Origin of the sequence: Arthrobacter gandavensis (assembly GCF_015355785.1) — a bacterium.
GTDB lineage: Bacteria > Actinomycetota > Actinomycetes > Actinomycetales > Micrococcaceae > Arthrobacter_B > Arthrobacter_B gandavensis_A.
In genome coordinates, this window is record NZ_JADKYW010000005.1 from 1,196,344 (window position 1) to 1,221,339 (window position 24,996).

Below are 24,996 nucleotides of genomic sequence, written 5' to 3' on the forward strand. Positions count from 1 at the left end.
CCTTGAAAACCGCTCATAACCCGCTTTAGTGGCCGCTGGAGGGGTGTTTTGGCCAGCAAAGGCCCCCTTAGCACGGTAGAATTGGTAATAGAGGTGCCCTGTCCGCTGCAGGACGGGGTGCCAAATTCTGACCGACACAAGAGGAGTCGACAGCACCTGTGGCTAACGACAATGAGCTTGGCAACGAGCTGGACAACGAGCTGGACAACACGGAGCCCGTCCCCCAGGAAGACAGCGAGGCCCTGGCGCCGCACGAATACGGCGCCAATGAGATCACCGTCCTTGAGGGCCTGGAAGCTGTGCGCAAGCGCCCGGGCATGTACATCGGTTCCACCGGTCCCCGCGGGCTGCACCACCTGGTGTACGAAGTGGTGGACAACTCGGTTGATGAAGCACTCGCCGGATACTGCGACCGCATCGATGTGACTCTCCAGGCCGACGGCGGTGTCCGGGTATCCGACAACGGCCGCGGCATTCCCGTGGACATGCACCCGACGGAAAACATGCCCACCGTGCAGGTTGTCATGACCATCCTGCACGCAGGCGGAAAATTCGGCGGAGGCGGCTACGCCGTCTCCGGCGGCCTGCACGGCGTCGGCATCTCTGTGGTCAACGCACTCTCAGCCCGCGTCGAAACCGAGGTTAAGCGCCAGGGCTTCGTCTGGCACCAGTCCTTCGAGAACGGCGGACACCCGGTGGGCAGCCTCCGCAAGGGTGAGGAAACGGAAGAAACCGGAACCACCCAGACGTTCTACCCGGATCCAGAGATCTTCGAGTCCACCGAGTTCGATTTCGAGACCCTCCGCGCCCGCTTCCAGCAGATGGCGTTCCTGAACAAGGGCCTGCGCATCGTCCTGACGGACGAGCGTGCACCTGACGAGACGGCAGAGGAAATCGCCGACGACGCCACCGACGCCGAGGATGCTCCCAAGCACCGGATGGTCGACTACATGTACGCCAACGGCCTGCTGGACTACGTCCACCACCTGAACAGCTCCAAAAAGGTGGAGGTCATCCACGACGACATCATTGCCTTCGAAACCGAAGACAATGACAAGAAGATGGCCGTTGAAATGGCCCTGCAGTGGACCACCGCGTACTCGGAGAGCGTCCACACCTACGCGAACACGATCAACACCCACGAGGGCGGCACGCACGAAGAGGGTTTCCGTGCTGCCATGACCTCGCTGATCAACCGGTATGCGCGTGAAAAGAACATCATCAAGGAGAAGGACGACAACCTCACGGGCGATGACATCCGTGAAGGCCTCACCGCCGTCATCTCCGTGAAGATCGCCGAACCGCAGTTCGAAGGCCAGACCAAGACCAAACTCGGCAACTCCGAGGTCAAGGGCTTCGTCCAGCGGGTGGTGACCGACCAGCTCGGGGACTGGCTGGAACGCAATCCCGGGCCGGCCCGCGACGTCATCCGCAAGTCCATCCAGGCCTCCCAGGCGCGCCTCGCTGCCCGAAAGGCGCGTGAATCAACGCGCCGCAAGGGACTGCTGGAGTCCGGCGGCATGCCCGGCAAGCTCAAGGACTGTTCCTCCAAGGACCCGTCACGGTCCGAAATCTACATCGTGGAGGGTGACTCGGCAGGCGGCTCGGCCGTGCGCGGCCGGAACCCCGAAACGCAGGCCATCCTGCCGCTGCGCGGCAAGATCCTGAATGTGGAGCGTGCACGCCTGGACCGGGCGCTGTCCAATGCGGAAGTCCAGTCCATGATCACGGCCTTCGGCGCCGGGATAGGCGAGGACTTCGACGTGGAGAAGGCCCGGTACCACAAGATTGTGCTGATGGCTGATGCCGACGTGGACGGCCAGCACATCACCACGCTGCTGCTGACGCTGCTCTTCCGTTACATGCGTCCGCTGATCGAGCAGGGCTACGTCTACCTGGCGCAGCCCCCGCTGTACCGAATCAAGTGGTCCAACCACCCACACGACTACGTCTACAGCGACCGGGAGCGCGACGAAGTCGTGGCCCGCGGCCTGGCCAACAACCAGCGCCTGCCGAAGGACAATGGCATCCAGCGCTACAAGGGCCTGGGTGAAATGGACTACACCGAGCTCTGGGATACCACCATGGACCCCGACCACCGCACGCTGCTGCAGGTCACCATGGACGACGCCGCATCCGCGGACCAGGTTTTCTCGGTGCTCATGGGAGAGGACGTCGAGTCCCGCCGCAACTTCATCCAGCAGAACGCCAAGGATGTCCGGTTCCTGGACATCTAGTGCCGCAGCTACCCGGACTTTTCAAGACCTTAGAACGGAACACAACCAATGAGTGATGAGACCCCGGAGGTCCCCGGCGGTGAACTCGAACCCGTCAGCGGGAACGTGCTCTCCGACCGCGTGGAGCAGATCGACCTGCAGACTGAAATGCAGCGCTCCTACCTGGACTACGCGATGGCGGTCATCGTCGGACGCGCCCTGCCGGATGTGCGGGACGGCCTGAAGCCGGTGCACCGCCGCGTCATCTACGCGATGTACGACGGCGGCTACCGGCCCGACCGCTCCTTCAACAAGTGCGCCCGCGTGGTCGGCGAGGTGATGGGCCAGTACCATCCTCACGGCGACTCGGCGATCTATGATGCGCTGGTCCGCCTGATCCAGGACTGGGTCATGCGCGCACCGCTGGCCCTTGGGCAGGGCAACTTCGGTTCTCCGGGCAACGACGGCGCTGCCGCACCGCGTTACACCGAAACCAAGATGGCTCCCCTGGCCATGGAGATGGTCCGTGACATCGACGAGGAAACCGTCGATTTCATGGACAATTACGACGGCCGGAACCAGGAACCGACCATCCTGCCGGCCCGGTTCCCCAACCTGCTGGTCAACGGATCCTCCGGCATCGCCGTCGGCATGGCCACCAACATTCCACCGCACAACCTGCGCGAGGTAGCCGACGGCGTGCAGTGGTACCTGCAGCACCCGGAGGCTTCCAACGAGGAGCTGCTCGAGGAACTCATCAAGCGGGTAAAGGGCCCTGACTTCCCCACCGGTGCCACCATCCTGGGGCACAAGGGCACCGAGGATGCCTACCGCACAGGCCGCGGCTCCATCACGATGCGCGCCGTGGTCAATGTGGAGGAAATCCAGGGACGCACCTGCCTGGTGGTCACCGAGCTGCCTTACATGGCCAACCCGGACAACCTGGCCATCAAGATCGCCGAACTGGTCAAGGACGGCAAGATCACCGGCATCGCGGACATGCGCGATGAGACTTCCGGCCGTACCGGCCAGCGCCTGGTGATCGTGCTCAAGCGCGACGCCGTGGCGAAGGTTGTGCTGAACAACCTCTACAAGCACACCCAGCTGCAGGACAACTTCGGTGCCAACATGCTGGCGATCGTGGACGGCGTACCCCGTACCCTGAGCCTGGACGCGTTCATCCGCCACTGGGTGACCCACCAGCTCGAGGTTATTGTCCGGCGTACCCGCTATCGGCTGCGCAAGGCGGAGGAAGTCGCGCACATCCTGCGCGGCCTGCTGAAGGCACTGGACGCACTGGATGAGGTCATTGCCCTGATCCGCCGGTCCAGCACCGTAGATGAAGCCCGCACCGGCCTGATGCAGCTGCTGGACATCGACGAACTGCAGTCGCAGGCCATTCTGGACATGCAGCTGCGCCGTCTGGCAGCCCTGGAACGGCAGAAGATCCAGGACCAGCACGCAAAGCTGGAAGTTGAAATCGCCGAATACAACGCCATCCTGGCTTCCGAGGAACGCCAGCGCGGCATCGTCAGCGACGAGCTGGCCGAAATCGTGGACAAGCACGGCGATGAGCGCCGCACCAAGGTGCTGATGGGCTACGACGGCGACATGAGCATGGAAGACCTGATTCCCGAAGAGGAAATGGTCGTCACCATCACCCGCGGCGGATACGTCAAGCGCACCCGCAGCGACAATTACCGGGCGCAGCACCGCGGCGGCAAGGGTATCCGCGGAGCGCAGCTGCGCGGAGACGACGTCGTCGAGCACTTCTTCGTCACGACCACGCACCACTGGCTGCTCTTCTTCACCAATCTGGGCCGGGTCTACCGTGCCAAGGCGTATGAGCTGGCCGAAGGCGGGCGCGACGCCAAGGGCCAGCACGTGGCGAACCTGCTGGCATTCCAGCCCGGAGAACATATTGCCCAGGTCCTTGACCTGCCCGACTACGAGGCTGCTCCGTATCTGGTGCTCGCCACGAAGCGCGGCCTGGTCAAGAAGACCCAGCTCTCCGACTACGACACCAACCGCTCGGCAGGTGTCATCGCGATCAACCTGCGCGAAGGCGACGAGGTTGTTTCAGCCCAGCTGGTCTCCGAAACCGACGACCTGATGCTTGTGTCCCGCAAGGGCCAGTCGCTGCGTTTCACCGCGACTGACGAAGCCCTGCGTCCGATGGGACGGGCCACCTCAGGCGTCACGGGCATGAAGTTCCGCGAAGACGACGAGCTGCTCGCAGCCGACGTAATCACCGAAGACTCATATGTCTTCATCGTGACCGGGGGCGGTTATGCCAAGCGCACCAGCGTGGATGAATACCGGGTCCAGGGACGAGGCGGACTGGGCATCAAGGTTGGCAAGTACAACGAGGACCGCGGCCACCTGGTGGGCGCAATGATTGTCCAGGAGGAGGACGAAGTCCTGGTGGTCATGCAGGGCGGCAAGGTTGTCCGCTCCGCGGTCTCAGGGGTTCCCGCCAAGGGCCGCGACACCATGGGAGTCATCTTCGCCAAGCCGGACAAGAACGACCGCATCATTGCGGTGGCCCGCAACTCCGAGCGTGACCTCGGCGTGGAAGCGGACGAGGACGAGGCAGCTGCCGACGGCGAGTCTGTGGAGGTGTCTGCGGATGAAGTACCGTTGTCTACAGACAAAACGGCTGGGCCCGACGCGCAGTCTGCTGAAGATGGAGGTACCGAGTGAGCTCGACCAACTCTAACGCCAGGTCTGGCGGCGGTCCGAGGGTGAAGACCCCGGCCCGGCCTGCCCAGCGGCCTGGGACGGGTCAGAGCGCGCCAGGCGGTAACCGGCAGCCCCTGGTCAAGCCGGCACCCAAGGCGAAGGCCCGCAAGGCCCGCCTGCTGGTGAGCAAGATCGACCCGTGGTCGGTCCTGAAAATGTCCTTCCTGCTCTCTGTTGCCCTTGGAGTGGTCACGGTAGTGGCAGCGATCGTCCTGTGGACGGTCCTGGACCTCACCGGCATCTTCGACCAGGTGAACCGTCTCCTGGGCGAAATCGCCGGGTCCGAATCCGGCGGCTTCGACCTCCGTGAGTTCGCCTCGCTGGGACAGGTGGTGTCCTTCGCGACGATCATCGCCGTCGTCAATGTCCTGCTCCTGACGGCGCTGTCGATGCTCTCGGCCGTGCTGTACAACATTGCCTCCACCCTGGTGGGCGGCATCGGCGTCACCCTCACCGACGACTGATTTCCGCCTTTCTTCCGGTGCGGACAAGCTGTCCGCACCGGAAGAAAACCGCGGATTTGTTGAAGTGGTCGAGGGTACGGTAGAGTCTTATCTCGGCCCGGTGAGGTATCGGGGCGTATAGCTCAGGCGGTTAGAGCGCTTCGCTGATAACGAAGAGGTCCCAGGTTCAAGTCCTGGTACGCCCACGGAAGACTGTGAAAACAGTCGGCCACTACGGCAGGGAGACACTGTGAAGAAGCTGATTGCACTTGCAGCGGCAACGGCAGCGGGAGTCTTCGCCTTTCGGAAATGGCAGGAAACTGCTGCGGAGAAATCCGTCTGGAAGGCCTCGACTGACAAGGTTGAGTAGCTTCGCAAAGGAATGACCGGTTTTGACCACTGTTCCAGGTGGGATATACTGGTGAAGTTCCAAATTCGGGGGGCATGGCGCAATTGGTAGCGCACCTGCTTTGCAAGCAGGGGGTTCGGGGTTCGAGTCCCCGTGCCTCCACCGAAAGAAAGTCCCGGCTAACAAGCCGGGACTTTCTGCTTTAAGTCCGCTCACGCCTGCGCTCCCTTCCGGCATCGGCAGGCCGCGGCGCGCCGGGCCGACACAAGGCGGCTGTGCGGCGCAGCTACAGCCCTCCAACTCACAGAGGCAATAACCTCAGGAAATGACCTTTTTCCTTGCCGTTATCGGCGTGCTGGGCGTCTCTGCGTCCGGGCCCATCATGGCAGCAACAGCGGCACCGGCCCTCGCGATTGCCTTCTGGCGCAACGCTTTGGGCGCCATCATCATGGGGGTTCCCGCCGGACTTCGCGGCAAGGACCAGTTCCGGAACCTCAGGCGCGTTGAAATACGCTGGACGGCACTGGCTTCCCTCGCCCTGGCCCTGCACTTCGCCTGTTTCATCACCGCCCTGCAGCTGACCTCGGTTGCCGTAGCGACGGCTCTGGTTTGCCTGCAGGCCGGCTGGATTGCACTGTTCGATATTCTCCGGGGACGCCGCGTTGCGCCAAAGACGCTGGCAGGACTGGTCGTCGCCTTCGCCGGCGTCCTGGTGATCACCGGATTCGATCTGGGGCTCTCCCCCAAAGCGCTCCTCGGAGACGCCCTGGCCGTGGCGGGCGGCGCCTTGGCGGGCCTGTACACGATCGCCGGAGGTAAAGCCCGGCGAACCATGTCCACCGGTACGTACACCACCCTGTGCTACGGCTCGTGTGCCCTCATCCTGGCCGTGCTGTGCGCGGCCTTCCAGCAGCCCGTCATCGGCTTTTCCCCGGCCGCGTGGGCGGGGATCCTCGGAGTAACCGTCATGGCCCAGCTCCTGGGGCACACCGTCTTCAACCACCTGCTGGCCGTGATCAGCCCGCTGGTGGTCTCCATGATCATTCTGCTGGAAATACCAGGGGCGGCGATTCTTGCCGCGATTTTCCTCGGGGAGGAACTGCCCGGCGGCACCTACGCAGGGCTCGCGGTAATCCTGGTGGGCCTCGCCGTCGTTCTGCTGGGGCAGGCGAAGAAGAAGGAAACGCTGCCGCCGTCGTCGACAGAAGGACCGCTGCCGCCAGCCCCGCCGGCGCTGGGCGGAGACGTGGAACGCTGATTTAACGCCAAAGGGACCGGGTGCCGCGAGGCACCCGGTCCCTTCCACCTCTGACCCGGCAGTTCGCCGGGGAACAGTGTTACTTCTGCGGCTTCTCAGCCTTGGTATCAGTGTGGGCGCCGCCGGACTTCGTTGCTGCTGCCTCCTGCGCCTTCTTCACCGCTTCGCCGGCCTTGTCCGTGGCCTTCCCGGTGCTGGAAGCGGCAGCTTCCTTCACGTTCTGTGCCGCTTCCTTAGCCTTCTGCGCGGCCGTGGCAGCTGTGTCCTTGGCCTGCTCCGCGGAGGTTTCCGCTGCCTTGGCCGGCTTGGACTCTGTTGCCGGCTTTGCTTCGGCGGCGGGCTTTGCTTCGGCAGCCGGCTTGGCGGCCGGAGCCGGGGCGGGGACTGGGACGGAAGGCTGGGCCGGAGCCGGAGTCTTCCAGGGATCCTCGACCGGACGGGAGGCGCGCCAGGCCGCTACGCCCGCTACAACTGCGGAGGCGATGATGCCGAAGATGAGCCAGCCCTTGCCGCCGTTCTTGCCCTTGCGGGCCTCCTTGGCTGCCTTGGCAGCGGCCTTGTGGGCCTTCTTCAGTGCTTTCTTGTTTCCGGTTGCCTTGGCGACGGCGGCCTGGACCGGAACCGTGGCGGTTCCGAGCTGGCGGGAAACTGAATCCGCTGCGTCACCGATGCGGGAGGAGAGGGTGGGAATGTAGCTGTCCACAACCTTGTCCTTGGCATGGGTCAGGGCAGGAGAGGCCTTGTCCAGCGTCGTCTGGATCTTCGGAGCGGCGTCGTCCACAACCTGGCTGATCCTGGGGCCAACCTTCTGCAGACCGTCCTGGAGCCGCGGCGTAACGACAGCCACGCCCTGCGCGATCTCATCTGCTGCGCGCTTGAGTCCGTCCTGGATCTTCGGAGAAGCAGTCTCGATTCCCTTTTCGATGCGGGGAACTGCCCATCCGACGGCGGCCTCTACTTTGGGGGTTGCCCAGTCACGCGCCGTTTCCACGCCTGCAGTGACATTCGCTTCGAAGTCACGGGCAATGCGGTCCTTCTTGTTCAAAACTACCTCCCAGGATAGTGACGGTTCAGCCTTAGCCTACGTGCAATGCCGGTTCTGTGCTATCAGAGGGCTCCGGGGCACGGTTTTTTCACTGTGCGCTGAACAGGGCGATTTCCAGCCGCCTGTAAGGCCGCCGTGGAAGAATGAGGCTCATGACTGCTATTCCTACCGCAAAAGCAACCGTCCACACGTCCAAGGGCGATATCCGGATCAATCTCTTCGGAAACCACGCCCCGAAGACTGTCCGCAACTTCGTTGGCCTCGCAACCGGGGAAATCGAATGGACCGATCCGGCCACCGGTGAGAAGACCAGCCGTCCGCTCTATGACGGAACGATCTTCCACCGCATCATCAAGGACTTCATGATCCAGGGCGGCGATCCCCTGGGCCGCGGCACGGGCGGACCGGGTTACCAGTTCGATGACGAGATCAGCCCCGACCTGGACTTCACCGAGCCGTACAAGCTGGCCATGGCCAACGCCGGTATCCAGATGGGACGCGGCACCAACGGCTCGCAGTTCTTCATTACCTCCGTGCCCACCACCTGGCTCCAGGGCAAGCACACCATCTTCGGTGAAGTTGCCGACGACGAGTCCAAGGCCGTCGTCGACTCGCTGAACGCCGTCCCCACCGACATGCGGGACAAGCCCAACGAAGACATTGTCATCAACAGCATCACCGTCGAGCAGCTCTAGCCGCTTCGCCGATGCCCCGGCCGGCCACGCCGGCCGGGGCATACCTCTCTAGAATTTCCCGGAGCACAAACACCATGTCCTACGGAGTACCCGCCGGAACCCCGGCACACGAAGTGCCTGTCTGCCCACGACACCCCGACCGGGTCAGCTACATCAGGTGCCAGCGCTGCGGCAGGGCTGCCTGCCCCGAATGCCAGCACACGGCTCCGGTGGGGATCCAGTGCGTGGACTGCTACCAGGAAAGCCAGCGGCAGGCACCCGCCTACCGTACGCAATACGGCGGTGCGGTCCGCGCGGGAAAACCGGTAGTGACCATCACCCTCATGGCGCTGTGCGGTGTTGCCTACGCCCTACAGTGGCTGGTCCCCGGATTCACGGAGCTGCTGTGGTTCGCCCCGGTCTACGCACAGGTAGAACCCTGGCGGATGCTGACGGCCGCCTTCCTCCACTCCCCCGGCTTCATTTTCCACATCGCCTTCAACCTTTACGCCCTGTGGCTCCTGGGCAGGTCACTGGAACCGCTCCTGGGCAGAATGCGCTTCATCCTCCTCTATCTGGTTTCCGCGCTGGGCGGTTCCATCGGCGTACTGATCCTCGCCCCCGCCTTCCAGGCAGTGGTAGGCGCATCCGGAGCCATCTTCGGCCTGTTCGGAGCCCTCTTCGTAATCCAGAGGCAGCGCGGCGGCGACGTCAAAGCCCTGCTGGTCCTCATCGGCATCAACCTAGTACTGGGCTTCCTGTATCCCAGCATCTCCTGGCAGGCCCACCTGGGCGGGCTGCTGACCGGGGCTGCCTGCGGCGCAGTGCTCGCTTACGCACCGAAGGGCCCGCGTCGTGCCCTCATCCAGTTCGGCGGGCTGGCGGCCATCGCACTGGTCCTGGTGGCTCTTGGCTTCTTCTGGACACCAAGCTTCTAGTTCCCGGAACTTACCTGAAGGGCCCCGCAGCGGACGCAGCGGGGCCCTTTTTGGTACCCGACGGCTGGCGGTGCCTGGTGTGATGCGGCACTTGATGAATCGCGAAGCTTCCTTCCACACCCCGACGCGCGTTTATCCACAGAGATACCCACATTGTTAATAACTTACAGCTGTGTAACTCATGGACTGTGATCTGGCCGAGCAGCCGAACGGGTAAGCCAAGGCATCCGCCGGAGACGTTATCCACAGGCATTGTGGAGAGTTGTGCACAGCCCGTGGGTAACTTCTGTGGAAAGTTATCCAGTGTCGTTCCCTAGTTACACACATGTAATTCCACAGCTGTGGATAACTCGCATCCCAGTTGTTGCAAGGAACTATCGTCGGGTAGCCACAGGGATACCCACAGCTGTGGATAACTATGCGCACAAGCTGGGTATAAGTGTGAGCGGACAAGCCATAGCTTGTCCCCAGTTTTTCCACGACTCGCTGTGGACAACGATGACATGGGAGGAGCCCCTGGGGCCGAAGTGAGGAAGAAGTCACACACATAGTTATCCCCGCCTGTGGATAACTATGTGTGGAGAACCGGAGCGCCTGTGGGTATCCCTGTTAAAAACCTCCTGGCAACTCCGAGGATCCGTCGAAAGGCAAAAAAGAACTCCCCGGATGCCATCCAGGGAGTTCCCTCAACTGCGTGAGTGTGCGGCTACCGCCAGCGGGTGGTCATCAGGAAGCCCACGATGGCCACGCCGAAGCCGACGAGGATATTGCCGGCTCCCAGAGCCGGCACGGGGTAGACGCCCTCGGAGATGTAGAAAACGATGATCCAGATCAGCCCAATGAGCATCAAGCCAAACATCACGGGTTTGTACCAGACGGGGTTTGGCTTGGGCGCAGCCTTTCCGTTTACGGGTGCGGTTGCTGGCGCTGCTGCCGCCTTCTTGCGGGACTTTGACTCGGGCACGGATCCTCCTAGCGGAACCGGCTCAATCGATGCCGGCATGGATATGGTCTCAGGGCCCCGGATGTTCGCCTGCCCGGGACTGCAGCTATATCCTGACGGATAACTGCGGTGAGCGGGTGGTTTTGCGAGAAGCCCTCCTTTCCAATCGTAGCGAATGGGAGTCGGGCACGTGCCCGGACTCTCAGCAGGCCCAGGAGAGGACCAGGTGGACAGGACTGTCAGGGAAGGCGGAGACGGATCCCGGCCGCCCCAAACTCCGGCGGGCACGCGGGAGCGTATGGCCGGCAAACGGCAGCCGAGCTCAGGTGCACGAAAGCGGAGTGCGGGTTTCTTCGCTGTCCAGGTAGCCGGAGAACTGCTCATTACACTGGGGCTGATCCTGGTGCTGTTTGTGGTGTGGGAACTCTGGTGGACCAACATCGACGCCGACCGCAAGCAGGAAGCCGCCATGGAAGAGCTATATGCAGGGTTCGGTCCTGTTCCGGAGGTTCCGGCAGGAGCCGCTCCGGACAGCTACGGGGACCCTGCTTTGCTGCCGGTTCCCGAATCCGACGGGATAACCTTCGCGGCCATCTACATTCCGCGGTTCGGAGCCGAGCACGCGAGACCTGTGACCCAGGGTGTTGGGCCGGAGGTCCTGGACAGCCTGGGGCTGGGGCACTATCCGGAGACGGCCATGCCCGGCGAGGTGGGCAACTTCGCCTTGGCGGGACACAGACAGACCCACGGGCAGGTGCTGGATGCAGTGGATACCCTGATGCCCGGGGACCGGATCTACGTCCAGACGGCAGAGGGCTTCTACACGTATATATTCCGCAACAGCCAGATTGTGCTGCCGGATAGGGTGGACGTGCTGGCTCCCGTGCCAACGCAGCCCGGGGTGGTCCCTGAAGAAAGAATCCTGACACTGACCACGTGCAATCCCCGGTTCGGGTCGGAGGAACGGTTCATTTCCTATGCGGTATTCGAGTCGTGGCAGCCTGCCTCGGCCGGGCCGCCCGCAGAAATAGCTGCACTCGTAACCGGGCGCTGAGGGAAAGGGATAAAATGTACGCTTGGATGTTCAGGCATCTCCCGGGGCCGCTCTGGGTCCGAATTCTCACGGCACTGGTACTGGCAGCTTCGGCAGTGCTGGTTCTGATGGTCTGGGTTTTCCCATGGTTCTCGGAATTCAGCTTCCTGGCGCCCCTCACGGATTCAACGATTGGCGGTTCTGAAACACAATGAGCACCAGCATCCTTGTAGTCGACAACTACGACAGCTTCGTTTACACTCTGGTCGGCTACCTCCAGGAACTCGGCGCCCAGACAACCGTCATTCGCAACGATGACGTGAGTTTGGAAGAAGCCAAGGAACTCGCGTCCGCCCGCGACGGCGTTCTGGTCTCCCCAGGACCAGGCGCACCGGCTGAGGCCGGTGTGTGCATCGACCTGATCCGCTGGTGCCGGGACTACGAAAAACCAATGCTGGGCATCTGCCTGGGCCATCAGGCCCTGGCGGAGGCATTCGGCGGCACTGTCACCCATGCACCGGAACTCATGCACGGAAAAACTTCCGAGGTCCAGCACTCGGCAACGGACGTTTTCGCCGGCTTGCCCAGCCCGCTGACCGCGACGCGCTACCACTCACTGGCGGCGGTAGCGGACACTGTGCCTGAGGAACTGGAAGTGACTGCCCGGACTCACAGCGGGATCATCATGGGCCTGCGGCACCGTACCGCTCCGCTCTCAGGCGTCCAGTTCCACCCTGAGTCGGTTCTTACCGAAGGCGGTTACCAAATGCTGGGGAACTGGCTGGAAGGCATAGGCCTGCCCGGAGCAGCCGCTCATGCGGCCACTCTGAGTCCCCTCATCAGCTCCAGGCCGTAGGGCCGGTTCCCCTCGGCGCTAGCCCCCGCCCCTGCGGCTGGACGGCCCCGACGGCGACTCAGAGGGCTCCGGCGAAGCCGAGGGAGATGGTGAAGGGGCCTTTGCAACGGTCAGCTTGATCGTGCTTCCCTGCGGCACGTCGCTTCCGGGCTGCGCGCTCTGGCTGGTGACTGTCCCCGGTTCCACCACGCTGTTTTCGACTTCCTCAACCTCTGTTCCCAAGCCGTAGGCGGGATCAGCGAGGAAAGCCTCGGCTTCTTCCAGCGACATGTCCACGACGTTGGGAACCGAGACCTTGCCGCTGGAGAGGACCAGGTCTACGGTGCTGCCCGTCTGTACCGATGTGCCGACGCCCGGGACTGTTTCGATCACCCTGCCTTCGGGGACGGTGGCACTGTTAACCGCCGTGGTGTTCCCTCCCTGCAGGCCGAGTATCCGCAGCGTGTCCCGTGCCTGGGCTTCGCTCATCCCGGGCAGGGTATCGGGTATCTGGACGGCAGAGGGTCCCTGAGAGATGTACAGCGTGATGTCGCTGTCCAGTGCGACGGTGCTGCCTGCCTCGGGTTGTGTACCAATGGCCCTGCCGGATTCAACGGTGTCGCTGTACTGGGACTCGGTCGCCGGGGCACGGAAGCCCTTTTCGAGCAGCGCATTGATGGCTTCCGTCTGCGTCATGTCCTCCACCTCCGGGATGCTCGCGGTGGCGGGCGGCGGAGGCGGCTGGTTTGCGAGGTTGTAGGCGTAAATCCCGCCGGCAGCCAGGAGCAGTCCGATTGCTGCAAACAAAGTGATGATCCAGGCCCTGCGCCGCCCGCGCCGCTCTCCATGCCGGTTTCGGGTGTCCTCGGCGGGCGGTTCAGCAGCGTCTTCAAGGTCATCGGCTGACATGCTCGTCAGTGGCCCGCCCTCAAGCACACGGGCCATTGCACGGGTGCGCGGTTCCTCGTCCGGAATCGGGGCAGAGGAAACCGGGGATTGGGGAACCGCCTGCGTGGCAGCGGTCCGATGGTCGTCCGGCGTTCCGTTTCGTGCCGCGAGGAGGGCGTCCCTGAAATCGTGGGCACTCTGGTACCGTTCGTTCCGGTCCTTGGCCAGAGCGCGCTCCAGCACGGATTCAAGCGCGCCGGTGACCTCGGGATTGAAGCTGGCGGCCTTGGGCGGAGCTTCGCGCACGTGCTGGTAGGCAACCGAAACCGGGCTGTCCCCGACGAACGGAGGCCTGCCGGCAAGCATTTCGAACAACAGGCACGCAGCAGAATAAAGGTCGCTGCGTGCATCGACGGTCTCGCCGCGGGCCTGTTCCGGGGAGAGATACTGCGCGGTTCCAATGACGGCCTGGGTCTGGGTCATAGTCGCAGCGGAATCTGCCACGGCCCTGGCAATGCCAAAATCCATCACCTTGACGTGCCCGTCCTGGGTTACCATGACGTTCGCCGGCTTGATGTCCCGGTGGACTATGCCTGAACGGTGGCTGTATTCCAGCGCCGCAAGCACGCCCAGCGTATAGTCCACGGCGTCATCCGTGCTGATGTCTCCCGCTTTGATCAGGTCCCGCAGGGTCCGTCCGGATATGAACTCCATGACGATGAAGGGCAGCCGGACGTCATCCGGTGAGCCGCTGGCGGACGCTTGGTCACCAGTGTCATAGACAGAGACGATCGAGGAGTGGTTCAGGCCGGCAACGGCCTGTGCTTCCCGGCGGAACCGTGACTGGAACAGCGGATCACGCGCCAGATCCGGGCGGAGTACCTTGATGGCCACGGCTCGTCCCAGACGCGAATCACGTCCAAGGTACACATCCGCCATTCCGCCGCGGCCAATCAGTTCGCCGACCTCGTAACGGCCGTCAAGGATCCGCTGGGTGTTCAGCGTTGGGTGTCCTTTGTCAGCACTCATGATGGTTAGGGCCCGTCAGTGCTTGTTCCGCTGGCGCCGGGGTCAGGTACTGGGCCAGTGGAGACAACGATGGTCACGGTACTTCCCTTGGCCACGGTGGCGCCCTGCTGGGGATTGACGCTGATAACCCGGCCGTCCGGTACGTCGGCCGAGGGCTGCCGCACCACGTCGGGGACCAGTCCGGCGTTGACGACCTGCTGGCTTACGGCGGACTCCGGCTGGTTCAGCAGGCCGCCGGGAACGGTCACCTGTTCGGGACCGGAGGAGTAGGTGATGGCTACGGCGTCTCCGCGGGACAGTGTACCCACCGGATTGACGTCAAGGACCGTACCCTCGGGCTGGTCGGAGGGCACGGGATTCCGGCTGACAGCCAGTCCCAGGGCACTAAGCTCCTGGGAAACCTCGTTGACGTTGCGGCCCTGGTACTGGGAGGCATTGATGGTGATTTCTTCCACCGTCGCACTCGGGGTGGGGCTCGCCGAGGACTGCGTCGGGGTGGGGGAACTCGATGTCGGCGAGGCGCTGCTGCGCGTGGGGCTGTTGGACGCGGAGGTGGACGGCGACGTCGTCGGATCAGTGTTGCCTGCCGGCTCGGAGTTCAGGTTCATTAACACCAGGGCGATGATGCCGGCGAGCACGAGGGTGAGGATGACGATCAGCGGGATGAGCCACTTTTTGCGCTTGGGCTGCTCTTCGTCGTAACCGTCATAGCCATCGCCGTCGCCGTCATCTTCATTCCAGTCCCGGGAAGCGGCGAGTGAACCGGTCTGTTCCGCAGCTGAGGCCACGGGAAGCGCGGAGGTGGACGGGGCGGTGTCGACCACGCGCGTGGCGGAGGTGTCTCCGGGCATCGGGACCGGTGCGGTGACAGCGCTGGTCGCCGCAGTTCCGCCGGGGCCGAAGAGCAGCATTCCCGGCACAGCCTGCTCGGCGGCGGCAATGTCGCCGCGGCGGATGGCGGCCACTGCGCGGGCGAGGGCTTCTGCGTCCGCGGGACGGTCCGCAGGGTCCTTGGCCAGCATGGACATGATGAGCGCCCTCACCGGGGCGGGAATCGACTCAGGCAGAGGCGGCGGGGTGTCGTTGACCTGGGCCAGCGCGATGGCGATCTGGGATTCACCCGAGAACGGCCGCGTTCCGGCCAGCAGCTCGTAGCCGATGACGCCCAGCGCGTAGATGTCGCTGGATCCGGTGGCCTGCTGGCCGGTGGCCTGCTCGGGGGCGAGGTACTGGGCCGTGCCCATGACCTGTCCCGTGGCGGTGAGCGGCACCTGGTCAGCCAGGCGGGCAATGCCGAAGTCGGTGATCTTGACCCGGCCGTCCGGCATGATGAGGAGGTTTCCGGGCTTGACGTCGCGGTGTACGAGTCCCTGCCGGTGTGCCACGGCCAGGGCGGTGGCGGTCTGGCCGATGATGGAGAGCGTCCGGTCAGGGGACAGGACTTTTTCGCGCTCGATGATGGTGGAGAGCGGCTGGCCCGGCACCAGTTCCATCACCAGGTACGCGGAACCTTCTTCTTCGCCGTAGTCGAAGACGTTCGCGATGCCCTCATGGCTGAGGAGAGCGGTGTGGCGCGCTTCGGCCCGGAAGCGGTTCAGGAATCCCGGGTCTCCGGTGTATTCCTCCTTGAGGATCTTGATGGCGACGATCCGGCCCAGGACGAGGTCCCGGGCCTTCCAGACCTCGCCCATGCCGCCGATGGCTATACGATCGGTCAGCTGGAACCTGCCGCCTAAGGTGATACCCGATGTAGGCCTCACTTATTCAACACCGCCTCTAGGAGTTTTTGCGCGCTTGGGGTGGTCAATTGGGATCCGGTGGCCAGGTCAACGTTTTCCATCACGATTGAAATAACCACCTCCGGGTCGTCTGCCGGGGCGAAACCGGTAAACCAGGCGTTGTCGCCGCGGTCCTGGACTTCAGCCGTGCCGGTCTTGCCCGCAACCCTGACCCCGGGGATCCTGGCTGCGGAGGCGGTGCCGTTGTCTACTACGCTGACCATCCAGTCGGTCAGCTGTGCAGCCGTCCCGGGACTGATCGATTCGTTGAGCACCTGGGGTTCGGGTTCATCCAGCACCGAAAGGTCCGGTGCACGGACCGTCTTGATGAGGTTCGGTGTCATCTGCACGCCGTTGTTGGCGATGGCCGCTGAAATCATGGCCACCTGCAGGGGCGTGGCCGTTACGCTGCCCTGGCCGATGGACGACAGGGCCAGTTCCGCCTGGTCCTCCGTCTCGGGGAAGCTGCTGGCAGTCACCGGCGTGGGAATGCTGAAGGTTTCCCCGAAACCGAACTTCTCCGCCTGTTCCGCCAGCGCGTCCTGGCCGACTTCCCACGCAATCTGGGCGAAGACCGTGTTGCAGGACTGCTCCAGGGCGAACTGGATGTCCGCTTCGCTGCGGCTGGCGCAGGCACCGTTGGTGTAGTTAGGCAGGGACACCGTGCTTCCCGGCAGCGGCAGGGCCGGCGGATTCGGAATCACCGACTCGGCGTTGAACTTTCCGGTTTCAAGGGCAGCCGCCGCGTCAACGAGCTTGAACGTCGACCCCGGGGCGAGCAGCGACTGGGTTGCCTGGTTCAGGTAGGGGGACAGGCCCGGAACCGAGAGGAGCTGGTCCATGTTGGCTTCCACGGCCTGGGTATCGTGGCCGGCCAAAAGATTCGTGTCATAGGAAGGCTTGGAAACCATGGCCAGGATGTCGCCCGTCTTTGGGTCCATCATCACGATTGACCCGCGCTGGCCCTCGGGAATGAGGTCATAGGCCATTTGCTGGAGCTGCGGATCAATAGTCAGCTCCACGGAGGCGCCCTGTGCCTGCGCGCCGGAGAAGACCTGGACCAGCCGGTCGTAGAACTGCAGGTCGCTGTTGCCGGAGAGCTCATCGCTCAGTGCCTGTTCCAGCTGTGAACTGCCGTGAACCAGGGAGAAGTAGCCGGTCAGGGCCGAATACAGCTCCGGATTGTTATAGACGCGCTGGTAATTGAACTGGTCATTGGACGGGACGGATTCGGCGATCGGGGCCCCGTCAACCAGGATTGAACCGCGGTTCTGACCAAACTCCTTGTAGAGCTGCCGGTTGTTGATTGGATTGGCGTTGAGCTCGTTCGCGGCAAAGAACTGGACGTAAGTCAGCGAGCACAGGATGGCCAGGAACATGGCCAGCGCGACTATCCAGGAGTTGCGGATTGCCTGGTTCATGCGCCTGCCACCTCGTTCCTTCCCCTGCCGTATGGTTTGCTTCTCTCCGCACCCGGCGCCACCAGGGCCGGCTCCATGTCCAGGGGCAGCCCGGTGGCGGCGGGACGCCGCGCCGCATCGGAGATCAGAAGCAGCACGGCGACGATGATCCAGTTGGCAAGCAGCGAGGAACCGCCCGCCGACATGAACGGTGTGGTGAGTCCGGTCAGCGGGATGAGGCGGGTGACGCCGCCAATGACCACGAAGCACTGCAGGGCGATGGTGAAGGACAGCCCGCAGGCCAGGAGCTTGCCGAATCCGTCCCTGGTGCCCAGTGCGGCGCGGAAGCCGCGGGAAACCAGCAGCACATACATCAGGACGATGGCGAAGATTCCGATCAGTCCAAGTTCTTCACCGAGGGCGGCGATGATCATGTCCGAGTTGGCGTAGGTAACGAGGTCTGGCCGGCCCTGGCCGAGGCCCGTGCCGGTCATTCCGCCGCTGGCAAGGCCGAAGAGGCCGTTCACCACCTGGAAGCTGCCGCCGGGTACGCGTGCGATGACCTCCGGGTTGAACGCGTTCAGCCAGCTGTCGATGCGCAGCGCAACATGGCTGAAGAGCTGGACGGCAACGAAGCCGCCGGCGCCGATCAGAGCCAGGCCGATCAGCACCCAGCTCACCCGGCTGGTAGCCACGTAGATCATGGCCATGAAGAGGCCGAAGAACAGGATGGAAGACCCCAGGTCCCGCTGGAAGACGAGAACGCCGATACTCACGGCCCAGGCGGCCATCATGGGGCCCATGTCCTTGAACCGGGGCAGCTGCAGGGGCCCCACTTTGCGTCCGGCGAGCAGGATCAGGTCCCGGTTCGCCGACAGATATCCGGCGAAGAATATTGCCAGCGTGATCTTGGCGATTTCGCCGGGCTGGAAGGTGCCGAAGCCGACGTTGATCCAGATCCGTGCTCCGTTGATTTCCTGGCCGAGGCCGGGCATCAGCGGAAGCAGGAGCAGCACGGCGCTGACAATGAGGGAGATGTAGGTGTAGCGGCGCAGGATCCGGTGGTCCTTGATGAAGAACATGACGGCGATTGCGGCGGCTACGGCAACCGTGCTCCACAGCAGCTGGCGGTCCGCTGCGTCGTCGCCGTTGGCGATGTCCAGCCGGTGGATCATGGCGAGGCCGATGCCGTTCAGGGCCGTGACAATCGGAAGTATTACCGGATCGGCATATTTTGCACGGAAGCGCAGCACGACGTGGAAGGCGAGCACAAGGGCCACGAGGGTTCCGCCCTGCACCCAGAAATCGGAATCAAAGGCGCGGTCTTCGTCGATGCCCACCAGCATGTTGGCGCCGACGCCGACGCCGAGTGCCAGTATCAGCAGGACTGCCTCGATGTTCCGGCGCGGCTTCGCCGGGGCGGTGATATCTGACATCACTGCTGCCCTCCACATGAATCGATGGCAGGTAGCCCGTCCGGCCCGTCGCTGCTGCCAAGGGCATCGGCCAGCACTGTTGGGGAGGGTTCGGGCGAGGGCTGGTCCGGCTGAGGACACAGGATGGCCTTCGCCGTCCCGCGGAGCTGGTCCACGATCTGTTCCGCGTGCACGAGGTCCTTGGCCGGAACCGTGTCATTGACCCTGCTGCGCCAGTATTCGGGAAGGCTGTCAACGGGAATGTTGGTTGTCTCCGTGACCTGGGAAAGCTTGATCGGACCCAGCGTTTGGGAGACGCCGTTGTAGATGGCCACGCGGTTGTCCGCCGTGCCCACGTAATAGCGGGTCTGCGTCCAGGCGTACCCCACCCACAGCACCGAGGCGAGCAGGGCTGCAATCACGGCCAGCACCACGATGAGGATCCACCGCCGGCGCTTCCGCGGCGGCTCGGGAGTCTGGGTCTCGGGGGTGGCGGCGTCGTCGTCGGCCTTGTGCATGAGCAGACGGGCGGCGCGCCGTTCGGCGGAACGCTTGGTGACGATGGGAATCTGGCCTGTTTCGGTGGCCAGTGACGCGGCACCCACCAGCAGGTGCGGACGGGAGGCAAGATCGCGCCGGATGACTTCGGCCCGGACGGGGCTGTCGGCCTCGCGCTCTTCTTCATCCGATGCTTCGTCCGTGCCGGCCTGCGCAGCGTCCGTAGATGCCGCTGGACGTTCAGAGGCGGCGGCCGGTGCTTCCGCCGTGCCGGAAGGAACAGGGGCGGGTTCACGCGCCGGCGCCGGAGCGTCCGCTTCTTCGACCACTTCAATGACCGCCACCGTCACGTTGTCCGGAGAGCCCCCGGCCAGTGTGAGTTCGACCAGGGTGTCCACCGCGGTGGACAGGTCCGTCGAATCACGGAGGACGGCTTCGATGTCGCTGTCCCGCAGCACCGCGTTGAGTCCGTCGGAGCACAGCAGCCACTTTTCGCCCGGTTCGACCTCGAAGGTTGCCAGATCCAGCTCGGGGCTGGCATCAACGTCTCCCAGGACGCGCATCAGCACGTTCTTGTGCGGATGTGTCTCGGCTTCTTCCGGCCTCAGCCGGCCTTCATCGATCAGCCGCTGCACAAAGGTGTGGTCAATGCTGATCTGTTCGAAGACGCCGTCCTTGAGGCGGTAGGCCCGCGAATCTCCGATGTGTGCCAGGGCTGCTCGGTCTCCCTGCAGCAGCATGGCAGTGACAGTGGTGCCCATTCCCGAGAGCTCAGGGGAGGTAGTCACCAGTTCCGAGAGCAGCGAGTTCGCGGCCTGGATCTCGTCCGCGAGTACGGTGACTGCCTGGTCCTCCAGGTCAGGGCGGTCCAGATGGACGAGGTCCAGCACCGTGGACGCCGATGCCACGTTGCCGCCCGCGTGGCCGCCCATGCCGTCTGCGACTACGGCGAGGTAGCGCCCAACGTAGGCAGAGTCGTCATTCTTGAAACGAACCATGCCTACGTCGGAACGGGCAGCGTACCGAAGGACCAGGGCCACTGCTAGGGCCTCAATTCAATGACTGTTTTACCGATGCGGATCGGTACTCCGGGGTCAACGGGCTGGGCACGGGTGAGCTGGGACCCTCCAAGGAAAGTCCCGTTGGTGGAACCTAGGTCTTCAATGAACCAGCGGCTGCCCTGTGGGAATAGCCGGGCATGGCGTCCGGAAGCATAGTCATCCTCAAGGACCAGGGTGGCTTCCTGCGCACGGCCGAGCAGGATCGGGCTGGAAGCCAGTTCCAGGGTGGTTCCGCGCAGCGGTCCCTCAGTGACCACCATTTCGCGGGCCTGTACCTTGGCCGGCGGCACCGCCTCACGCTCCAGGGAGGGGTTTTTTCGAATCTGGCGGGCGGTGGGCGCACCGGTCCGGTTCCGGGCGCCGAGCACCAGGTCGCGCCGGATGGCGCCGACAACACCCAGGACCATGATCCAGAGCAGGATCAGGAACCCGTAGCGGAGCAGGGTGAGGGTCAGTGAGCCGTCCATCAGCGTCCTCCGGGTCGGACCGGGAGCAGGCGGAAGACAATACGGGTCCTGCCCATGGCAATGGTCGAGCCGTCGGTAAGGATGGTTTCCCCCTGGACTTTCTGGCCGTTGACGTAGCTGCCGTTGGTGGAGCCGAGGTCGACGGCGCGGACCGTGCCGCCGTCGGTCCGGATTTCCAGGTGGCGGCGGGAAACGCCGGTGTCATCAACAAGGATGTCTGCTTCCGAGGACCTGCCAAGGACTACGGAGGACGCATTGAGTGAGTACCGCTGGCCGTCGATGTCCAGCACTGGCTGCATGCGGGCGGGGCTCTGGCGCGGAGCGGGAGGCTGGGGGGCACGGGCGGCGGCCGCCCGGGTCTTCTCAGTAGCGGAATCGATGGCCAGGGAACCGGGCTTGAGCGCGGAATCGCGGGTGAAGGAGACGCGTACGGCACCCTGGAGCGTGTAGGACTGGCTGCGAGCGTGCTTTATGACGACGTCGCACAGTTCCTCGGCCAGCGGTGCGCCCCATTCCTGGGCGCGGGCAAAATCTTCGTCGGAGAGGCGCGCAGTAAAGACATTTGGAGCCAGGGTCCGCCCCTGGCCCAGGGTCATGGACTTCTCGTCGAGTTCGCGGCGCAGGGCTATGGCCAGTTCAAGGGGCTCCACGCGGCCGGAGGATCCGCTTGAAAAAGCGCCGCGGACCATTCGTTCAATGCCGCGCTCGACGTTGTCGAGTATGCCCATCTCCGGCTCCTTCCCTTTAAGTGGAACTTCCCTGGCCGTTCCTGCACTGCCTTCTCCTGCACGGACAACGGGCGTTGCGCGGGCAGGGAAGGGTATGTCCATTCCGATACTACTGGGGACCACCTGCAATTGCCTTAACGCCCCAGTGGTGTCCCGTGACCAGTCCCTGCCGAGTTTCCCGAGTACTGCAGCTGCCAGGCCCGCCGGCGGAGGACAGCCTCCAGGGGATTCCCGTCCCGGTAACACGGGCTTTCCAGTCTTGAATCAGGGCCGTCCGACGGACGCAGGAGGGCCGTTTAGGTGTTTCGGTAAATTGCCGGTATGCTTGATTCTGCTGTTCCCGGGAAATCGGGATGCCAACCTCACAGACAGCTGTGAGGCACTTGGTATCCGAGGACACGGGAAATCACTTTGCGCGAGTGGCGGAACGGCAGACGCGCTGGCTTCAGGTGCCAGTGTCCGAAAGGGCGTGGGGGTTCAAATCCCCCCTCGCGCACAAACAAGAAATCACCCCGGTCAGTTGGCCGGGGTGATTTTTTTGTGCCCGGTTCAAGGGCGGTGAAACAAACAACGCCTTCCCGCCGCAGTGCGGCAGAAAGGCGTTGTTCGTGCGCGGCGCAGGCCGGTTGCGGCATTAGCCGCGCGGCTTCTTGTCCGCTTCCTCCTTGAGGCGCTGGTTCTCGGCGCGGACGGCGGCGAAGCTGGCCCTTTCGGCAACCAGCCACTCAGGCGGTGAAGCAAGCAGCTCGTTGATCTGCCCGGTGGTCAGCGGGTCGGTGATTCCGCCGCGCGTGAGTCCGCCGATCGAGATGTTCAGTTTCTGGGCGACAACGGGCCTCGGATGGGGGCCGTTGCGGCGCAGCTCCGCGAGCCACTCAGGCGGCGTGGACTGCATCTCGTCCAGCTGTGCCCGGGTCACGGTGTTGTCCTGGAATTCCTGGGGAGCAGCCGGAAGGTAGATGCCCAGCTTCTTGGCAGCCGTCGCAGGCTTCATGGACTGGGAAGATTTTTGGGGGGTCATGGTTAAAGGGTATCCGCAGGGCTGCGGGAGAAGTGTTGGGCTAGGGTGAACAGGTGTCCCTAGAGTTCCCGCGTACGCACGGTACGGTCCCTTCACCGCTGAGAATCGCCTATGTTCCGGGTGTCACGCCGGGAAAGTGGATCTCGCGCTGGAATGAACGGCGGGGCCGGGCACTGGTCGCGGCGCAGATCGAGGAGGACCGGATACTCGCTGCGCTTCGCCGGCGGGATTCAGACCTGGTGTTCCTCCGGATCCCCGAGGAAGGCTTCGAACGGCCCTCCGACCTGCATGCGATACCTCTCTACCGTGAGCAGCCCGTGGTTGCTGCTCCCAAGGACCACCCGCTGGCTGCGTTTGACGAGGCGGATGTGGCAGACCTCGCCGGTGAGAACATCCTGGACGCCGATGAGCTTGGTTCAACGGCCATGGCACTGGAAGTTGCGGCCTCCGGTGCCGGGCTGCTGATACTTCCGATGTCCGTTGCCCGGATCCATTCCCGCCGGGATGTCCTGACGCGGCCCGTCCACGGTGTTGCCGGGTCACGGATAGCTGTTGCCTGGCTGCAGGACACGGAGGATCCGGATGTGGATGAGTTCATCGGCATTGTCCGCGGACGGACCGCCAACAGCTCGCGGCAGCCTTCTTCGCAGCAGGAGCCTGCAGGAAAGAAGACAGGGAAGAAGGCAAGGAAATCCCCGCCGAACGCCGCCGGAACCAAGGCATCAGGGGGGAAGGGCTTAGGCCGGCCCGGTCACGGGAAGCCCGGTGCTGGCGGGACACCCCGCCGCAAGCCCGGCAAGGGCAGGGGCTGATCCCCTGCGAAGCCGGGCTAGGCCAGCCAGCCGCGCAGGGCATTGAACGCTGCTTCGATGACGCCGTAGACCGCATAGACGGAAACGGGCACCATGATGGCCCACTCCCGCCAGGAACCCGCCCGGCCGATGATCGGCACGGAGAGGCAGCCGCTGGTTTTCCAGACCTTGGAAACCAGCGGCATTGATGCGATCCTCCGGGGCCGCTTGATGCGCAGCGGCCACAGGATCATGACGCCCTGATGGGTCAGCAGGTCGCCCGCAATGTGCACGGCTACACCAAGCCCAACGGCGAGGGGCAGCCAGCCGTTGTTTTCCGGAGCAAAGAGGGCGATGAAGACGGAAAGCAGGATGGCCAGCAGCCAGCTGCGCCCGGCACCGCCGGCGATCTTCAGTGCCTTCAGGGCAAATCCCATCAGCAGGATGGACAGGAGTCCAGCCCCAACCTCCACGGTGCCGAACCCTTCCACTTCTGCGGTGAGCCCGCCCAGGGCGCCGGCAAGGGCTACGAATACGGCAAGTCCCAGCATGGAATGCGTGCCGCGCCGGTGACCGCCGCTGATTTGTTCAGTGATCCGGGCCAGGATCCGCGTCAGGGGAGGCAGTGAATTGGCGATGGTGCCGCTGTGGTGGTCCAGGTCCGGGAGCAGTGCGGCACCGGCAGTCAGCAGTGCACCGCTGACGACGCCGAGCGGACTGACCGGATAGAGGCCAATGGCGTAGGGGGCAGTTGAGGCTACGGCTACCCATGCCGCTGCGCCGCTCGCGGCGTGATGGCCACCCATCATGGTGTCTTGCGTTCCTTCCGGGCAGTTCACATCGGTTCCACATCAGCCGGTTACCCGGCGTACCCCAATACTCCCAGCCGCCTCTGACATTGCCCGGACCGGGGCGGCAACCAGGCTAGGAATCCGGGACAATCAGCCCTTCGAGGATCTGTGCGGAAATGGTGCCCGGCGTGCAGAGGAAATCAACCGTCAGTCCGTCTTCGTCAGCGTCCAGGGGCTCCAGTGCGGACAGCTGGGACGGCAGCAGTGACACCGGCATCCAGTGGCCCCGCCGGGAGGCCATCCTGTTACTAAGCACTTCCGGAGCGCCGTCCAGGTGGACGAACTGCACCCGGCCTTCCGCCTGCGACAGCACATCGCGGTAACTCCGCTTGAGAGCTGAGCAGGCGATGACTGTTGAACGCCCGTTCCTCGCCTGTGTGCTCATCCACGCCTGGATGGACTCGAGCCAGGGCCACCGGTCTTCGTCGCGGAGGGGAACGCCAGCAGTCATCGCCGCGATGCTGGCCGGTGCGTGGAACTCATCGGCTTCGGCCGCGATCCAGCCCAGGTGTTCGGAAAGAGTAGTGGAGACAGTGGTCTTGCCCGATCCGGCCGCGCCCATGATCACTAGGTGTCGGGGCACATGGTTCACT

General features: G+C 63.9%; 22 protein-coding genes and 3 tRNA genes. 13 read left to right on the forward strand and 12 right to left on the reverse strand.

Going from position 1 to position 24,996, the window contains the following annotated elements:
* Positions 1-158 precede the first annotated feature (158 nt).
* The 7 genes from gyrB to ITX31_RS10745 all read left to right on the forward strand — a co-directional run bounded on the left by gyrB (position 159) and on the right by ITX31_RS10745 (position 7,008).
* Positions 159-2,237 carry a DNA topoisomerase (ATP-hydrolyzing) subunit B gene (gyrB, locus tag ITX31_RS10720; protein ID WP_416354808.1) on the forward strand — a complete coding sequence of 693 codons (2,079 nt, stop codon included), beginning with the start codon at positions 159-161 and terminating at the stop codon, positions 2,235-2,237.
* A gap of 48 nt (positions 2,238-2,285) precedes the next feature.
* The gene (gene gyrA, locus ITX31_RS10725) at positions 2,286-4,919 is read left to right on the forward strand and encodes a DNA gyrase subunit A (RefSeq protein WP_194783343.1); all 2,634 of its coding nucleotides are present in this window, start codon (positions 2,286-2,288) and stop codon (positions 4,917-4,919) included.
* Entirely contained in the window at positions 4,916-5,422 is a 507-nt protein-coding gene (locus ITX31_RS10730) for a DUF3566 domain-containing protein (RefSeq protein ID WP_091600872.1), read from the forward strand. Before gyrA ends, ITX31_RS10730 begins: the two co-directional genes overlap by 4 nt.
* 111 nt (positions 5,423-5,533) lie before the next feature.
* A tRNA-Ile gene (locus ITX31_RS10735) sits at positions 5,534-5,607 on the forward strand.
* 44 nt (positions 5,608-5,651) lie between these two features.
* Positions 5,652-5,771, forward strand: a complete 120-nt coding sequence (locus tag ITX31_RS15865) for a DLW-39 family protein (protein WP_323745650.1) — start codon at positions 5,652-5,654, stop codon at positions 5,769-5,771.
* Positions 5,772-5,839: 68 nt separating this feature from the next.
* Positions 5,840-5,912 (forward strand) — tRNA-Ala (locus ITX31_RS10740).
* A gap of 163 nt (positions 5,913-6,075) precedes the next feature.
* The gene (locus ITX31_RS10745) at positions 6,076-7,008 is read left to right on the forward strand and encodes a DMT family transporter (protein WP_194783344.1); all 933 of its coding nucleotides are present in this window, start codon (positions 6,076-6,078) and stop codon (positions 7,006-7,008) included.
* Between the two features lie 79 nt (positions 7,009-7,087).
* Here ITX31_RS10745 and ITX31_RS10750 read toward each other — a convergent pair whose 3' ends face one another.
* Complete coding sequence (locus ITX31_RS10750; RefSeq protein ID WP_194783345.1) at positions 7,088-8,053, reverse strand: hypothetical protein; 966 nt, start codon at positions 8,051-8,053, stop codon at positions 7,088-7,090.
* A gap of 152 nt (positions 8,054-8,205) precedes the next feature.
* Here ITX31_RS10750 and ITX31_RS10755 point away from each other — a divergent pair, with 152 nt between their 5' ends.
* Both ITX31_RS10755 and ITX31_RS10760 read left to right on the forward strand, forming a co-directional pair.
* A complete protein-coding gene (locus ITX31_RS10755; RefSeq protein WP_194783346.1) occupies positions 8,206-8,748 on the forward strand; it encodes a peptidylprolyl isomerase in 543 nt (180 codons plus the stop codon).
* A 224-nt stretch (positions 8,749-8,972) separates the two neighbouring features.
* On the forward strand, positions 8,973-9,665 hold the full coding sequence (locus ITX31_RS10760; protein WP_323745651.1) for a rhomboid family intramembrane serine protease: 693 nt from the start codon (positions 8,973-8,975) through the stop codon (positions 9,663-9,665).
* A 706-nt stretch (positions 9,666-10,371) separates the two neighbouring features.
* On the opposite strand, the gene ITX31_RS10765 is transcribed toward ITX31_RS10760, so the two are convergent.
* On the reverse strand, positions 10,372-10,629 hold the full coding sequence (locus tag ITX31_RS10765) for a cell division protein CrgA (RefSeq protein WP_323745652.1): 258 nt from the start codon (positions 10,627-10,629) through the stop codon (positions 10,372-10,374).
* 277 nt (positions 10,630-10,906) lie between these two features.
* Between ITX31_RS10765 and ITX31_RS10770 the strand changes: the two genes are divergently transcribed.
* Entirely contained in the window at positions 10,907-11,662 is a 756-nt protein-coding gene (locus ITX31_RS10770) for a class E sortase (protein WP_194783349.1), read from the forward strand.
* 190 nt (positions 11,663-11,852) lie between these two features.
* Complete coding sequence (locus tag ITX31_RS10775; protein ID WP_194783350.1) at positions 11,853-12,497, forward strand: aminodeoxychorismate/anthranilate synthase component II; 645 nt, start codon at positions 11,853-11,855, stop codon at positions 12,495-12,497.
* Positions 12,498-12,515: 18 nt separating this feature from the next.
* Here ITX31_RS10775 and pknB read toward each other — a convergent pair whose 3' ends face one another.
* Genes pknB through ITX31_RS10810 form a run of 7 tightly spaced genes read right to left on the reverse strand, consistent with a single transcriptional unit; the run spans position 12,516 to position 21,740 of the window.
* Positions 12,516-14,393 (reverse strand): Stk1 family PASTA domain-containing Ser/Thr kinase, encoded by a 1,878-nt coding sequence (gene pknB / locus ITX31_RS10780; protein WP_194783351.1) that lies wholly within the window; start codon positions 14,391-14,393, stop codon positions 12,516-12,518.
* Between the two features lie 5 nt (positions 14,394-14,398).
* On the reverse strand, positions 14,399-16,153 hold the full coding sequence (locus ITX31_RS10785; protein WP_194783352.1) for a protein kinase domain-containing protein: 1,755 nt from the start codon (positions 16,151-16,153) through the stop codon (positions 14,399-14,401).
* Entirely contained in the window at positions 16,150-17,592 is a 1,443-nt protein-coding gene (locus ITX31_RS10790; RefSeq protein WP_194783353.1) for a peptidoglycan D,D-transpeptidase FtsI family protein, read from the reverse strand. The genes ITX31_RS10785 and ITX31_RS10790 overlap by 4 nt, the downstream gene beginning before the upstream one ends.
* Positions 17,589-19,007, reverse strand: coding sequence for an FtsW/RodA/SpoVE family cell cycle protein (locus tag ITX31_RS10795; protein ID WP_194783354.1), 1,419 nt, complete (start codon positions 19,005-19,007; stop codon positions 17,589-17,591). The genes ITX31_RS10790 and ITX31_RS10795 overlap by 4 nt, the downstream gene beginning before the upstream one ends.
* On the reverse strand, positions 19,007-20,482 hold the full coding sequence (locus ITX31_RS10800) for a PP2C family protein-serine/threonine phosphatase (protein ID WP_194783629.1): 1,476 nt from the start codon (positions 20,480-20,482) through the stop codon (positions 19,007-19,009). The genes ITX31_RS10795 and ITX31_RS10800 overlap by 1 nt, the downstream gene beginning before the upstream one ends.
* 44 nt (positions 20,483-20,526) lie before the next feature.
* Positions 20,527-21,012, reverse strand: a complete 486-nt coding sequence (locus ITX31_RS10805) for an FHA domain-containing protein (protein WP_194783355.1) — start codon at positions 21,010-21,012, stop codon at positions 20,527-20,529.
* Positions 21,012-21,740: an FhaA domain-containing protein gene (locus ITX31_RS10810; protein ID WP_194783356.1), complete on the reverse strand. Its 729-nt coding sequence runs from the start codon at positions 21,738-21,740 to the stop codon at positions 21,012-21,014. Before ITX31_RS10810 ends, ITX31_RS10805 begins: the two co-directional genes overlap by 1 nt.
* A gap of 413 nt (positions 21,741-22,153) precedes the next feature.
* Here ITX31_RS10810 and ITX31_RS10815 point away from each other — a divergent pair.
* Positions 22,154-22,236: transfer RNA gene (locus ITX31_RS10815), tRNA-Leu, on the forward strand.
* 138 nt (positions 22,237-22,374) lie between these two features.
* On the opposite strand, the gene ITX31_RS10820 is transcribed toward ITX31_RS10815, so the two are convergent.
* Positions 22,375-22,734, reverse strand: coding sequence for a DUF5997 family protein (locus ITX31_RS10820; protein WP_194783630.1), 360 nt, complete (start codon positions 22,732-22,734; stop codon positions 22,375-22,377).
* A gap of 80 nt (positions 22,735-22,814) precedes the next feature.
* On the opposite strand from ITX31_RS10820, the gene ITX31_RS10825 reads away from it, so the two are divergent.
* Positions 22,815-23,573 carry a LysR substrate-binding domain-containing protein gene (locus ITX31_RS10825; protein ID WP_194783357.1) on the forward strand — a complete coding sequence of 253 codons (759 nt, stop codon included), beginning with the start codon at positions 22,815-22,817 and terminating at the stop codon, positions 23,571-23,573.
* Between the two features lie 17 nt (positions 23,574-23,590).
* Here ITX31_RS10825 and ITX31_RS10830 read toward each other — a convergent pair whose 3' ends face one another.
* On the reverse strand, positions 23,591-24,361 hold the full coding sequence (locus ITX31_RS10830; protein WP_194783358.1) for a metal-dependent hydrolase: 771 nt from the start codon (positions 24,359-24,361) through the stop codon (positions 23,591-23,593).
* A gap of 115 nt (positions 24,362-24,476) precedes the next feature.
* Entirely contained in the window at positions 24,477-24,995 is a 519-nt protein-coding gene (locus ITX31_RS10835; protein ID WP_323745653.1) for a gluconokinase, read from the reverse strand.
* Position 24,996: the final 1 nt, after the last annotated feature.

Excerpts from the sequence above, each read along its gene's own strand:
- gyrA (WP_194783343.1), top strand. The coding sequence starts at position 2,286 with ATGAGTGATGAGACCCCGGAGGTCCCCGGCGGTGAACTCGAACCCGTC.
- ITX31_RS10745 (WP_194783344.1), top strand. The coding sequence starts at position 6,076 with ATGACCTTTTTCCTTGCCGTTATCGGCGTGCTGGGCGTCTCTGCGTCC.
- ITX31_RS10755 (WP_194783346.1), top strand. The coding sequence starts at position 8,206 with ATGACTGCTATTCCTACCGCAAAAGCAACCGTCCACACGTCCAAGGGC.
- ITX31_RS10770 (WP_194783349.1), top strand. The coding sequence starts at position 10,907 with ATGGCCGGCAAACGGCAGCCGAGCTCAGGTGCACGAAAGCGGAGTGCG.
- ITX31_RS10775 (WP_194783350.1), top strand. The coding sequence starts at position 11,853 with ATGAGCACCAGCATCCTTGTAGTCGACAACTACGACAGCTTCGTTTAC.
- pknB (WP_194783351.1), bottom strand. The coding sequence starts at position 14,393 with ATGAGTGCTGACAAAGGACACCCAACGCTGAACACCCAGCGGATCCTT.
- ITX31_RS10790 (WP_194783353.1), bottom strand. The coding sequence starts at position 17,592 with ATGAACCAGGCAATCCGCAACTCCTGGATAGTCGCGCTGGCCATGTTC.
- ITX31_RS10795 (WP_194783354.1), bottom strand. The coding sequence starts at position 19,007 with ATGTCAGATATCACCGCCCCGGCGAAGCCGCGCCGGAACATCGAGGCA.
- ITX31_RS10800 (WP_194783629.1), bottom strand. The coding sequence starts at position 20,482 with ATGGTTCGTTTCAAGAATGACGACTCTGCCTACGTTGGGCGCTACCTC.
- ITX31_RS10805 (WP_194783355.1), bottom strand. The coding sequence starts at position 21,012 with ATGGACGGCTCACTGACCCTCACCCTGCTCCGCTACGGGTTCCTGATC.
- ITX31_RS10810 (WP_194783356.1), bottom strand. The coding sequence starts at position 21,740 with ATGGGCATACTCGACAACGTCGAGCGCGGCATTGAACGAATGGTCCGC.
- ITX31_RS10820 (WP_194783630.1), bottom strand. The coding sequence starts at position 22,734 with ATGAAGCCTGCGACGGCTGCCAAGAAGCTGGGCATCTACCTTCCGGCT.
- ITX31_RS10830 (WP_194783358.1), bottom strand. The coding sequence starts at position 24,361 with ATGATGGGTGGCCATCACGCCGCGAGCGGCGCAGCGGCATGGGTAGCC.